This window comes from Mycobacterium sp. 852002-51163_SCH5372311 (assembly GCF_001667115.1).
Classification (GTDB): Bacteria; Actinomycetota; Actinomycetes; order Mycobacteriales; family Mycobacteriaceae; genus Mycobacterium.
In genome coordinates, this window is sequence record NZ_LZIJ01000094.1 from 1 (window position 1) to 14,017 (window position 14,017).

6 protein-coding genes and 1 pseudogene are annotated in these 14,017 nt (G+C 66.1%); 2 read left to right on the forward strand and 5 right to left on the reverse strand.

All coding sequences use genetic code 11. The features are described 5' to 3' along the window. The 5 genes from A5791_RS12945 to A5791_RS12965 form a co-directional block, all read right to left on the reverse strand. Positions 1-1,121, reverse strand: a 1,121-nt coding sequence (locus A5791_RS12945; RefSeq protein WP_067236797.1) for a ubiquinol-cytochrome c reductase cytochrome b subunit, incomplete at its 3' end; no start/stop codon positions are given. A gap of 149 nt (positions 1,122-1,270) precedes the next feature. After that, positions 1,271-1,663, reverse strand: coding sequence for a holo-ACP synthase (locus A5791_RS12950; protein WP_067236801.1), 393 nt, complete (start codon positions 1,661-1,663; stop codon positions 1,271-1,273). 28 nt (positions 1,664-1,691) lie between these two features. Beyond that, positions 1,692-10,916, reverse strand: a complete 9,225-nt coding sequence (locus A5791_RS12955) for a type I polyketide synthase (RefSeq protein ID WP_067236804.1) — start codon at positions 10,914-10,916, stop codon at positions 1,692-1,694. A gap of 600 nt (positions 10,917-11,516) precedes the next feature. Further along, on the reverse strand, positions 11,517-12,239 hold the full coding sequence (locus A5791_RS12960) for a DUF1906 domain-containing protein (protein WP_067236807.1): 723 nt from the start codon (positions 12,237-12,239) through the stop codon (positions 11,517-11,519). A gap of 273 nt (positions 12,240-12,512) precedes the next feature. Further along, positions 12,513-13,001, reverse strand: a complete 489-nt coding sequence (locus tag A5791_RS12965; protein WP_231995889.1) for a hypothetical protein — start codon at positions 12,999-13,001, stop codon at positions 12,513-12,515. 139 nt (positions 13,002-13,140) lie between these two features. On the opposite strand from A5791_RS12965, the pseudogene A5791_RS27225 reads away from it, so the two are divergent. Both A5791_RS27225 and A5791_RS12970 read left to right on the forward strand, forming a co-directional pair. Then, a pseudogene (locus A5791_RS27225) lies at positions 13,141-13,218 on the forward strand (transcriptional regulator); the annotation flags it as partial. Between the two features lie 125 nt (positions 13,219-13,343). Beyond that, positions 13,344-13,940, forward strand: a complete 597-nt coding sequence (locus A5791_RS12970; RefSeq protein ID WP_231995890.1) for a transcriptional regulator — start codon at positions 13,344-13,346, stop codon at positions 13,938-13,940. The last annotated feature ends 77 nt before the right edge of the window (positions 13,941-14,017 follow it).

A 14,017-nucleotide genomic window follows, 5' to 3' on the forward strand; every position in this document is an offset into this window, starting at 1 on the left:
GGGGCGTCGCGGGGGCGCTGCAGCAGATTGTGGTGCGCATAGTCCCCGGTGAACCGCTTCTCCAAGAACGGATAAACCATCAGCAGGACGAAAACCAAACCCATGATCAACGCGACCCAGACGACCGCCGGCACCGTGTGGTGGCCGATATAGATTTCCCACGCCGGCCACAGGCGCATCAATCCTTCCGGCCACATCATGTAGAAGTCGGGTTGGGAGCCCGCCGAGACCTGGGATGGCTTGTAGGGGCCCAGGTTCCAGATCGGGTTGATCTGCAGCAGGCCGCCCATCAGGCCCAAAACACCGACGATGGTGGCGAAAAAGGCGCCGGATTTGACCGCGAACACCGGCATCACCCGCACGCCGACGACGTTGTGCTCGGTGCGTCCGGGGCCTGAGAACTGGGTGTGCTTCTGGAACCACACCAGTGCAAGATGCAATCCGATCAGTCCAAAAATGATCGCCGGCAACACCAGAACATGCAATGCATATAGGCGCGGAATCAGCGTGGTGCCAGGGAAATCGCCGCCGAACAACGCCCAATGCAGCCAGGTCCCAATTACTGGCAGGCCCAGGGTGATCGCGGACAGCGCGGCACGCAACCCAATGCCGGAGAGCAGGTCGTCGGGCAGCGAGTAGCCGAAGTAGCCCTCGAACATGGCCAGGATCAGCAGCAGTGATCCGACGACCCAGGTGGCCTCGCGGGGTCGCCGGAACGCCCCGGTGAAGAAAACTCGGGCCAGGTGCACCATGATCGCCGCCGCGAACATCAGCGCCGCCCAGTGGTGGATCTGCCGTACGAACAGCCCGCCGCGGACTTCGAAGGAGATATTCAACGCTGACTCGTAGGCGCGCGACATCTCCACTCCGCGCAGCGGGCCGTACACGCCGTGATAGGTGACCTCCGTCATCGACGGGTCGAAGAACAGCGTCAGATACACCCCGGTGATCAGCAGCACGATGAAGCTGTATAGCGCGATCTCGCCCAACAAGAACGACCAATGCGTCGGGAACACCTTGTTGAGCTGCCTGCGCAACGCAGCCGACGGGTGATATCGGGCATCCAAGCCCTGCGCCTGTTGAGCTGCGATATCCGCCAGGTTGAGGCTCACGGCGATCATCCCCTCGAGCCGAATCCGCTCCAATGCGGCCCGGCTGTCTACTATCCTCTGTAGTACCACAGAGTGTAGTAATGCGCTAGGCCCCGTTGCGAGCAGACGCAGAATCGCATCAAAATTACCGATTTTGTGCGATTCTGCGTCTGCTCGGCCTAGGAAGTCTCCAATATGGCCACGGCGGCCGCGGTGTCGCCTTCATGCGTCAGCGACACGTGAATGGTGACGTCGGCGAGATGTTTGGCGATCGCCCCGGTCAACCGCACCCGCGGCCGGCCCCACATGTCGGTGACGACTTCGATATCGCGGTGGATGTCCTCCGGCAACACGGGTCGCTGCGCGAACCGCGACCCGGACCAGGCCTTGATCACCGCTTCCTTCGCGGCCCACCGGGCCGCCAAATGGCGCGCCGCCGAGGAACTCTTGTCCGAGGCGTCGCGACGCTCACCGGGGGTGAACGTCGCCGAGAACACGGTTCCCGGCTGGTCGACCTGCTCGGCGAAATCGGGAATGGAGACGAGGTCGATCCCCACTCCGACAATGCCCATGGGTCGCCAGGTTAGTGGATGCCCGACCCTATCCAGAGACCTGGTAGGCGTCGTCGTCACCCAGCCGGGCAGCCGAGTTCAGCAGCATCGCGGCTTCCTGCCGCTTCTCCGGCGCGCCGTGTTCGAAGCGACGGTCCGGGGGCCGCTGGTACATCGGCTCACCGCCGGCGATGGCCGAAGCCAACCGGCGCTGGCCGGCCAACAGCCGGGCCTCCGCACGGCGCTGGTAGTCCGCGCGTTGATCCGCATTCAGCGCGGCGATGAAGGCCTGCGGGTGCACCAACGCAACCAGGCCGGACACGTGGCCGAACCCAAGACTGGTCAGCATGCCTGCTTTCAGCGGGAACTTGCCGCCGAGCCGCAGCGTGTCACGCACCCACACGAAGTGCCTGGAGCCGGCCAGCTCGTCGTCGACGCAGTCGAGGCTGCGGTTGGGCGGAATCACGCCGTCCCGCAACATCTGGCACAAGCCCATCGTCTGGAAGACGGCCGCACCACCCTTGGCGTGCCCGGTCAGGCTCTTCTGCGACACCACGAACAGCGGCGCGCCCGCGGAACGGCCCATCGAGTCGGCCAGTCGCTCGTGCAACTCGGTCTCGTTGGGATCGTTGGCCAGTGTCGACGTGTCGTGCTTGGAGATCACCGCGATGTCGTCGGGTCCCACACCGAGTTTGGCCAGCGAGCGGGCCAGCGGTGAGTCCTTGCCCCCGCGACCGGCTCCCAGCGCCCCCAGCCCGGGGGCGGGGATCGACGTGTGCACCCCGTCGCCGAACGACTGTGCAAAGGCCACCACCGCGAGCACCGGCAACCCCATCTTCAGCGCCAGGTCGCCCCGCGCCAGCAGGATGGTGCCGCCGCCTTGGGCTTCCACGAAGCCCAGCCGCCGCCGGTCGTTGGGACGGGAGAACTTCGAGTCGGTGATGCCGCGGCCGCGCATCATGCCGGTGTCGGCGGTGGCGGCCATGTCACCGAAGCCGATGATGCCTTCCAGCGTCAGGTCGTCGATGCCGCCGGTCACCACCATCTCGGCCTTGCCCAGCCGGATCTTGTCGACGCCCTCCTCGATGGAAACCGCGGCCGTCGCGCAGGCGGCGACCGGGTGGATCATCGCGCCGTAGCTGCCGATGTAGGACTGAACCACATGCGCGGCAACGATATTCGGCAACACTTCCTGGAAGATGTCGTTCGGCTTGTTACGGCCCAGCAGGTTGCCGTGGTACATCGTCTGCATCGAGGTACCGCCACCCATGCCGGTGCCCATGGTGTTGGCCACCAGACTCGGGTGCACATACCGCATCACCTCGGCCGGGCTGAACCCTGCGGTCAGGAACGCATCGACGGTCGCAACGATGTTCCATACCGCCAGCCGGTCAATGGAACTCGCCATATCCGGGCTGACGCCCCACACCGTGGGGTCGAACCCGGTCGGAACCTGGGCACCGACGAGCCGCGACAGCTTGTTCTTGCGCGGCACCCGAATCTCGGTGCCAGCCTTACGGATAACCTGCCAGTCGCCGGAGTCGGGAATCGGCCGGATGACCGTGTGCTCCGGATCGAAGTCGGCGAAGGCGCGGGCGTCGGCCTCCGACGAGACGACGAAGCTGAAGTCCTTGTCCAGGAACACCGAAACCAGCAGCGGGGAGCCGTCGTTGGGGTTGATCGAACCGTCGTCGACAAATTCGCGGATGCCGACTCTTTCGACGACGGCGTCGTGATAACGCTCGACCAGTTCGGCCTCGTCGACGAGTTCGCCGGATTGTGTGTCGTACCAACCCGGTTGGGGATCGTCTTCCCACCGGATCAGCCCGGTGGTCCAGGCCAGCTCCAGCACGCCGGCGGCGGAGAGTTCGTTGTCGACCTCCATCTCGAACCGGGTGCGCGACGAGCCGTACGGGCCGATCTCGGCGCCGCCGACGATCACCACCAGATCCGCCGGGTCGACGTCGAGGTCGTCCCATTCCGGAGGCGGTGCGGGTGTGAATCCCCGAGGCGGCGACGGCAGCGCGGCGATGGTGCCCTCGGCCGGCGTGTTCTCCGCGGCGGCCTCCGACGACATTTCCTCGCGCGCCTTAGCGGCCAGCTCGGCCATGTCGATGTCGGCTTCGCCCAACCCGCCGGTCAGGTCAGCCTTGATCGGCGAATTGGCAGCAGCGACCTTGGATTCCACGTCGCACAAGGCCAGCAGCAGCGCGGCCATTTCGTCGGTGGAGTACGTGGTGACACCGGCCTCCTCGACGGCGGAGACGATGGCGTCGTTTTGACCCATCAGCCCGGTTCCGCGGGTCCACCCGATCAGCGCGTGGGCCAGGCTTACCCTTGCCGCCCAGGAGGATTCGGCGTGCCAGCGGCTCACCAACGCGTCCAGCGCCGACTTGGCTTCGCCGTACGCCCCGTCCCCGCCGAACATTCCGCGGTTGGGTGAGCCGGGCAGCACCACGTGCAGCCGCGACGCGATGTCGCGCTCGGCGCCGATCTTCGACAACCCGCCGATCAGCCGTTGCACCGCCCACAACAAAACCTTCATCTCCATCTCGGAGCGCGAACCGGCCTCGGAGAGGTCGCCGACGACGCGCGGCGCCGCGAACGGGAACAGCAGCGTCGGGGTCTGCGCGTCCTTGACGTGAATCGATTGCGGCCCAAGGCTTTCAGTCTGCTCATTGCCGACCCATTCGACCAGGGCGTCGATGTCGGAGTAGGAAGCCATGTTGGCCGCCACCACCCATAGCGCCGCGCCGTAACGCGCGTGGTCGCGATACAGCGTGCGGTAGAACGACAAGCGCTCGTCGTCGAGCTTCGACGTGGTCGCCACGACGGTGGCGCCGCCGTCGAGTAGTTGTGCGACAACCGATGCGGCGATCGAACCCTTCGAAGCGCCGGTCACCACGGCGACTTCCTTGCTGTAGGGACCGGGGTCGGGGTTTTCGGCACCGGCGGCGATCCGGCCGTACAGCGACGCGTGAATCTGACGCCCCGCGGCCAGCGACTTGCCCTGCCACCAGGTGGCCTGGATGGCGACGACGTGGCCGGCGCCCTCGAACCGCTCGGACAGCCGCACCCAGTCGGCATCGATGTCACCCTCGTCGGTCAGCCACAGCTTCACCAAGTCTTCGCGAGCACTGGCCCACCGGTCGTCGAAGACGACTGCCTTCTTGCCATCGAACACGGGTGCCACCAAACGCGGCCAGTCCGCGCCCAATTCGGCCGTGACGAGGTCGATCAGCTCGGCATCGGTGGCTGCCGGTGACGCACTGACCGGGTCGTCCAGACCCAGCTGGCCCAGCACGAGGCGGGCCGCCGATGCGAGCACTCCGTCGCGGCCGGTGATCTGATCGGTGAACTCCGACAGCGCTGCCGCATCGATGGTCGCGTTGCCGCCACCACCGGCCGACGGCAACGCCACCGCGATGCCGCGCCGCGCCGCGACCGAAGTGACCGCGGCGTCGATGGCTTTGTCGACAGCCGCAGCGTCGGCCAGCGCGCCCTCGTGCAAGTGTCCAAGGGCACCGCCACGAACGCTGGTGCCCTCGCGGGTGCCGAGCGCGACCTCAACCGTGACGTGCTTGGCCCAGCCGTCGCCCAGCTCCCAGGTCTTGCCGACCCGCTCGGCGATGGCGCCGGGCCGCTTGCCCGAGGGTCCCAGGACCGTCCGCAGCTGATCGTTGATCGCGTCGGAAAGCACTGGGCCATAAGGCTTGTAGGTGCGCGCCAGTTTGGTCACCTGCGACCGCAGACCGGCCAGGTCGGACTCGGCGGCGCCGTCGATGGCACCCAGGTTCAACTCGGAGCCCAGGTCCACCAGGAGCTGATTTCGCCGCGACGAGGCACCGTCGGTGATGGACTCGATGGAGTCCAGCTCCTCGATCTGGTCGATGCGCATCTTGGCCGACAGCGCGATGAGCGCCAGCGTCGCATCGGCCGCGTCGAACGAAATATCCTCGGGCCGTGCGGCGCCCGACGGAGCTGTCGGTGCCGGCGCCGCGACAGGTGCCGCCTCAGGCGCAGCCGACTCCGCGGCAGCGGCCGAATCACCCAAGTCCTCTTCGAACTCAGGCTCCGGATCGGTGTCGGTGGCGAACAGCACCGCGGCATCCCGTTCAGCGTTGAGTACTTCCACTGTGCTGTGGGCGTATTCGGGAAGTTTGAGGGTGTTGGTCGCCAACCCCGCCACGGTCGGCGCCGACTTCACGCCGATCTCGACGAAGCGCTCCACACCCAGGCCACCGGCGGCCTCCTCGATGAACAGCAGATCCTGCGTCTCGATCCACCGCACCGGGCTAGCGAACTGCCACGCCAGCAGCTCGATCAAAACCACCCGCGCCATCTCCGCCGGGCGCTCGCGGCGCCAGGTGTCGTAGTCGGCGAGGATTTCGTCGAGAGGTTCGGCGGGAACGAGATCCCGTATCTCTTGGATGAAGTCGCGATCCAGGGTGAAGGGCCGCGGCACCAGGTTGGGAATGTAGCGCCCGATGATCAGGTCGGGATCTTTGTCGCGTGGCATCACCCGGTCCAGCGAGCGGCGGAATTCGGCCACACCGACCCGCAACACCCGGGAGTGGAACGGCACGTCGATGCCCGGCACCAGGATGAACGAACGCTTGCCACCGGTCAGCTCGCGGCGCCTCTGCACCTCTTCCTCGAGCGCTTCCAGTCCGCGGACCGTACCGGCGATCGCGTACTGCGAGCCGCGCAGGTTGAAGTTCACGATCTCCAGGAATTCACCGGTGCGCTCGGCGATTTCGGCAACGAAGGCAGTGACCTCGGCATCGGGCAGGTCGATCTGCGACGGCCGGATGGCTGCCAGCCGGTAGTTGGAGCGGCCCAGTTCGTCGCGTGGCACGATGTCGTGCATCTTCGACCCGCGGTGAAACACGGTCTCCAGCAAGGCTTCCAGCTCGTAGATCCCCGTCACGCAGGCCAGCGCAGTGTACTCGCCGACGGAGTGACCGCATGCAATGGCCCCTTCGACGAAGGCGCCCTGCTCGCGCATCTCGGCTACCTGTGCGGCCGCCACTGTCGCCATCGCGACCTGGGTGAACTGCGTCAGGTACAGCACGCCGTCGGGGTGGTGATAGTGCACACCGCTGGCAATGATGCTGGTTGGGTTGTCACGCACCACGTGCAGCACCGAGAAGCCGAGCGTGTCGCGGGTGAACTTGTCCGCCTTGTCCCATACCTTGCGAGCGGCCTTGGACCGGGCACGCACTTCCATGCCCATGCCCTTGTGCTGAATGCCCTGACCGGGGAACGCGTAGACCGTCTTGGGAGCGGCAAGGCGTGCCGTCGCCGACATCACCAGGTCCGATCCGATTCTGGCGGCGACCTCTAAAACCTCGGCACCCTGGTCGATTCCGACGCGATCGACCCGGAAGTCCACCTCGTCGTCCGGGCGAACCATGCCCAGGAAGCGCGCCGTCCAGCCGACCAGCCGGGCCGGCGGGCGGGCCTGTCCGTCGGTGGCGGTCACCGCGTGTTGCGCGGCGGCCGACAGCCACATGCCATGCACGATCGGCGATTCCAGGCCGGCCAGCAGCGCGGCCGCCCGGTCGGTGTGAATCGGGTTGTGGTCTCCGGAGACAACCGCGAACGGGCGCATGTCGGCCGGCGCGGTGAGCCTGACGTCGCGGCGACGACGACGCGGGGTGTCGGTCGCGTTTTCCGACACCGCGCCACCGGCCCGGACCGGGTCGGTCAGTTCGGCCGAACCGGTGCGGCCCAGGATTGCGAACCGCTCGTCGAGGGTGGCAATCACGGTGCCGTTGCCATCCGTAACGATCACCGAGACCGGTACGACGCGGCCCATGTCGGTGTCGACGGCGTTGGAAGCGGTTGCGGTGACGGTCAACTGAGCCGGGACGGTGGGCAGTTTGCCGACAACGTGAGCGGCATGATCCAGATGCACCAGGCTCAGCAGGCCCTCCACCACCGGGATCCCGGTGTCGGTGACGGCCGACCCGATCGCCGCGAAAACAGCCGGCCAGCAATGGCCGACCAGTGCGTCGGGCACCGTCGTGAGGCCGGGAGCCAACGGCTCGCCGAAGGTGGCGGTGACCCCGGTGTGGTCGGCGACCCGTTCGGGATCCCAATCCACCGCCAGGGTGGCCGTCCCGTCGTCGACCGACGGAAGAAATTCCGGGCCATCCACACCGGCGGAGATCGCCAGTACCGAGCGCATGGCGGTGCTGGCGTCCTCGATGGACACCACCGGGACGCCGCCGTCAACGGTATTGGCGGGCAACCTGAACGGGATGTCGATCCAGGTACCCGACACCGGAACACTGAGCACCACTTCGTCATCGGAGTTCACCTGCAGCCGAGCGCCGGTGGAAGAGTGTGTGGCCCTTGGATTTCCAGGTTCGTCGTGCACCTGCCACTCGCTCGGCTCGGCGATGCGATGGGCCGGATTGGTCGCGATACGACCGGCCCAGAGCACGTCGGGCGCGTCGAGCACGACGGCCAGCGGCCCGCTCACGTCGGGGCGGCCCAGGCGGCGCGACGTGACGTCCTGCGGTTGTCCGTCCACGGCGAGCACCTCGTCGATCGCGGCCTGCTCGAAGCGGTCCAGCAATTCGCCTACGGGTTCGTCCACCCGGGTGATACCCGCCACCGCCGCGGTGCCGGGGATGATGCACACCTGGTCGGCGTCGTAACGCGCGTCGTGCGCCTGCCACAGCGAGTCGCTGCGCCACCAACGGCGGACGTCCTTGTCGATGACCGGCACGAAGTTCACCGGCTTGCCCAGCGTCTTGCACAGCGTGACGAAGAACGGCACATCTGCCGGGTGCAGCTGCACGGTTTCGGCGTCCGGATAGTGCTGCAGCAGTATGTCAATGGCCTGCTCGGGATTCTCCAGCAGCGCCGCATCGCTGAAGACCGTTTCGATCGGACCGAAATCCTTTGGATGCAAACGAGCTTCGGCGCGTTGCAGCATCTGCTCGAAGCGGTCGCGCCAGGTGTCGGCCAGCCAGGGGCTGCCCGGTGATGCGGTGTCTGCTGTCGAATTGCCTTCGCCGATGGTCAGTTCGACGTATCGCCGCAGCCACTGCAGGTAGGTCATCTCGGCGACGTCACCGAAGTAGGGCTTGGCGGTGTTGGCCATTGCCGCGATGATCTCGTCGCGCCGCTCCGCAACGGCCTCCGCGTCACCGGCGACCTCGTCGAGCAGGCGGCCGCAACGCGACGCGGTGTTGTCGATCTCGTGGATGTCGGCGCCGAGCTGACTACGGCTGGAAGCCATGCCGCCTTGGGCTTTTCCGGCGCTGATCCATTGGTCGGTGCCTTTGGTCTCGACCAGCATCCGCTTGACCGAGGGCGACGTGGTGGATTCGAGGGTGGCCATGGCGGCGGTGCCGACGAGGATGCCGTCGATGGGCATCAGCGGGAAGCCGTGCGCCCGGGCCCAGCGTCCGGACAGGTATTCGGCGGCTCGCTCCGGGGTGCCGATACCGCCGCCGACGCAGACCGTGATGTTGGGCCGCGACCGCAACTCCGAGTAGGTGGCGAGCAGTAGGTCGTCGAGGTCTTCCCAAGAGTGGTGGCCGCCCGCGCGGCCGCCCTCGACGTGCATGATCACCGGTTTGGTGGGCACCTCGGTGGCGATGCGGATGACCGAGCGGATCTGCTCGATGGTGCCGGGCTTGAACACGACGTGGCTGATGCCGACGTCGTTGAGCTCGTCGATCAGCTCGACGGCTTCCTCCAGGTCCGGGATACCGGCGCTGATCACCAGTCCGTCGATGGCCGCGCCGGACTGGCGCGCTTTTTGCACCAACCGCTTGCCGCCGACCTGCAGCTTCCACAGATACGGGTCGAGGAACAGCGCGTTGAACTGATAGGTGCGGCCGGGCTCGAGGAGTCCGGACAATTCCTTGATGCGGTTTTCGAAGACTTCTTCGGTGACCTGCCCGCCGCCGGCCAGTTCGGCCCAGTGCCCGGCGTTGGCCGCGGCGGCGACGATCTTGGCGTCAACCGTGGTCGGGGTCATGCCCGCCAGCAGGATCGGCGAGCGACCGGTCAACCGGGTGAACTTGGTCGATAATTTGACGCGACCGTCGGGCAGCCGCACCACGGACGGGGCATAGCTCGACCAGGCGCGAGCCACCTCAGGCGTGGCGCCGACGGTGAACAGGTTTCGCTGACCACCGCGGGTTGCCGCGGGGACAATGCCGACGCCGATGCCGCGGATCACCGGCGCGGTCAGACGGGTCAGGATGTCGCCGGGACCGAGGTCGAGGATCCAGCGCGCGCCGGCTTCATGCACGCGGGTGATGTCGTCGACCCAGTCGACCTTCTTCACCAGAATGGACTCGGCCAGTTCCCGCGCGAAGGCAACATCCAGGCCAACCTTTTCGGCCCAGCGCCCGACGATGTCTATACCGTCGGCCAGCCGTGGCGTGTGGAAGCCCACTTCCACCTGCACCGGATCGAAGACGGGTGCGAAGACGTCGCCGCCGCGAATCTTGTTTTTGCGCTCGGCTTCTTCTTTCTCGGAGATGTGCCGGCAGTAGAGCTCGAAGCGAGACAGCTGCTCGGGGGTGCCGGTGATGACCACCGAACGCCGGCCGTTGCGGATGGACAAGACCGGCGGCAGCACGGTGCGAACGTCTTGGGCGAACTCGTCGAGCAGCCGCTGGATGCGCGCCGGATCGGCGTTGGTGACCGAGACCATCGGCGGGCGGTCGCCGAGGATCGAGATTCCGCGGCGGCGAGCCACCAGCGTTCCGGCGGCGCCGAGCAGCTGGGCCAGGGCCAACAGCTCCACGTCGCGCGCTCCCCCGGCTTTGAGCGCCTCGACGGCAAGCACACCCTGCGAGTGTCCGGCCAGGGCGACCGGAGGAGTGGCAATGAGGTCCATGCCCTGGCGCGCAAGGGCGCGGATGGCAGCGATCTGGGTCAGCAGCACACCGGGCAACGACACCGCGGCCGAGGTCAGGTGCTTGCCGGACGGCACCGCTTCTTCGGCTGCGAGCGCGCGTACCCACTGCAGGGGCTCGAAGCCGACGGGACGCACCACGACCAGTTCTTTGGCGATCGGCTCGAGCAGCAGGTCCGCCTCACCGACCAGCGTGGCCAACTCGGATTCGATGCCGGCCGAGGACACCAGCTCTTCCAGAGTCTCCAGCCAGGCACTGCCCTGGCCGCCGAACGCGACAGCGTAGGGCTCGCCAGCGGCTAGACGGTCGACCAGAGCATGGGTGTTATGCGGACCGGTCCCATCGCGGTCAGCGGAAACCTGCTCGTGCTCGTGAATCGTCACGCCTACATCTCCCCTGTTGCGTCTAAAAGTTTTCTTGAAGTTTTCTTGGCGTCTTTCGCGGCCCGGTCAGTGCCGGCGGGCTGGCATCGTCGATTCGGCGTTGAATCGGCGCCAAAGATCGGCTGACCGTTTGTGTCGTCGGCGGGCCCGGCGATCGGTCGAGCGGCGGCACGGCAGACGGCTCCGGCTCACATAAGGGTGTCATAAGAATTTCCGTCTCCAGGCCATGGTGATCGGTTACTGGTGAGTTCTACGGGCGGGTAACCGTGTCGTGGGTAACACCAGGTTCGACGGCGGGCGCGGGCGTCGCCAACAAACCTCCTGCATGTAGGTGGTTACGGTCGAGTAGCTACAACTGCGCAGATCAAGGCAGTATTGTTATGTAATCGTTATGTAAAAAATTTCGGCTCCGATGGAGGCTTTCCGCGCTGTCGCTTGCGTCCGCCCGGCCCCCACGGCGGCTGCGGCGACCGGATTTGAGCGAACAGGTGTTTGCTGGAAGCTCGGGGTCGCGTCGTCCGTGTGCCCGCGCTCACGGGCACTAGGTCGCCGCCGGGATTCCGAGAGCACCGAATACGGCCGGAGACGTGCCGGCACGCGCTAAGCCCACTGCCCGAATTGCGGCTTGAGGATTTCGTTGATGTCAACTCCGACACCGCCGACCGACCGCTTGTCGATCTCGACCTGGTGCAGGTGCGCGGCCGGATGGGCGTATCCCTTGGGCGAGCCCCAGTTGTGCTGCCAGAAGTAGGAGCCCACGCCGTCATGCACCGCCCAGTCGATTGTTTTCGAGTTCGCGTATACACCCGTGCGCTGGTGGCCGATCACCGACTCCCAGGCTCGCAGATACGGCAGTACTTGACGTTTGTACTGGTCATAGGAGGGGTCGTCGTCTATCGAGGCGTAAATGGGGGCGCTGGCGGGGCCGCCGGCAGCAGCGTGCAACTGCATTCCGCGCTGGGCATGCTGAGTACCGGCGGCGGCACCGCCCAGCCAATCGGAGGTGGTGCCCTTGCCGTACTGATAGCACGAGACGATCTTCAGCCCACTGCTACTCAGATCGCGCGCCTCGGTGACCTGGATCGGCTTGCCGAGCATCCAGTTGCCGCCGGGCCGCCGATCGGATACATAGCGAATGGCCCCTACCGCCCCGGCAGCCCTGATCTGTTGGGCGGGGATGACACCGGCCGCGTAATCCAACAACGTTCCGAGCGAACCGGCCGAAGCCGGTGCCCCGCCCACCGACGCCCCCGCGAACCCCAGAGCTAGTAGACCCGGCGTCGCGGCCGCGAGTTTGAGGACATCACGCCGCGACACCGACACATGCCACAGGGTACGACAGATACATCAGACGACACACTGGTCACAGCAGTTACATCTGCATCACAGTGCTGAAACGGGAGTTGCTCGCCGGCATTCGCGCCGGCGTCGGCAGTGGAGCCTGGGCGTTGATTGTGAAACGTCGGCGTCGATTGTGAAATGTGGGCGTCGATTGTGAAACGTCGGCGTCGATTGTGAAACGTGGGCGAAGAACTGGCCCGGATCCCGCCCTGCGCTCACGCGCAAAGCCCAGGATTCACGCGCAAAGCCCTGCGTTCACCCGCAAAGCCCAGGATTCGCGCCCGAAGCATGGGATTCGCCGCGGGCACATGGGGCCGTAGGCCCTTCACCGGCCAGTCGGGAATGCAGCACACCCAGTACCCCCAGCGCAGCGTAGGGACCGGTCACCGCGACCAGGCTGAGCAGTGCGCGAACACGATTGTCGCCGCGGTGGAGTTTCCTCAATTCGAGGACTGCGTTGAGATTGTCCAGCGTGTCAACCACCAGACCGATACGTTGCCAGCGCCGACGATTGGCCTCGTCGCTGTAGAGGTAGCCGATGCCCAGGCCCAGGGCGCGGGCTCCGAAGATGCGGATCAGGTATCTCGTCTCGGTGGACAGCATGCTGTCCGGCACGCCGTTCATCCGGGTTTGCGACCGTGGAGATACAAATGCCGCCGCGCCCAGCGCAATCCGGCCGATGGCCGCCGCCGTGAAGGCGCGACGCAAGATGGTGGGCTGTTGTGGAGATGTTGTTGTGCTCATGGAGGCAGTCTTGGCTGCCGAGGTAGTCCTGTCGATTACCTACGAGGTAGTGGTTGCGGCTGTCACGCGGCGATAAGTTCAGAAGATGTCTGCGGGTATCGGGGTGCGCGAGTGGCGCACTCGCCGGCGGATGAGCCAGATGGAGCTGGCCCACCAGATCGGCGTTTCGCCTCGCCATCTCAGCTTCGTTGAAACGGGTCGGTCCAACGCCAGTCGGGCGTTGCTGCTACGCATCGGCGAGTCGCTGGATCTGCCGTTGACCGCACGCAACCGGCTGCTGCTCGCCGGCGGCTATGCACCTGCGTACGAGAACACCCGCTGGACAGCGAGAGGATGCGGCCGGTGCGGGCGGCCATCGACTCGGTGCTGGCCGGCCATTCTCCGTACCCCGCCGTCGTCACCGATGCCTGCTGGAACCTCATCGCCGCAAACGTGGGATGCGTGGTACTGGTGGAGGGGCTGGACGAGGAGGCGGCCGCCGAGCTGCTTCGTTCGCCGATCAACGTGATGCGGTTGTGCCTACATCCGCGGGGAGTGTCACAGCGCTTGCTCAACTTTCCCGAGGTGTACTCCAGCATCCTGCGCCGGGTGCGCCGAACCGCCAACGCCACCGCGTCATCCGAAATACAGCGCCTCTACCAGGAGCTCTCCGGTTATCCGGTGCCCCGTCCGGCCGAGTCGAGCGCACCCCTCGGCGAGCTATACGTACCGTTCCGGATGGTCACGTCTGACGGCGCCGAGCTGCACTTCGTCAACACCATTGCGACGTTCGGCAGTCCGCTGGACGTCGGCGTGGAAAACCTGGCCATGGAGTCGTTCTTTCCCGCCGACACCACGACCGCGGATTATCTGCGGCAGGTTGACGACAACCGTCTGAGCGCCCTGGCCGATCGATACCCGCAGTTGCTCGGCTACATCAGTACGCCGCAACGCGAATGATCGCGGCAAGCACTTCTTGGCTGCGTTTTGCTAACACTATAAAGTTAATAAAGTTAGAGCCGGACGCTGCTCGAACC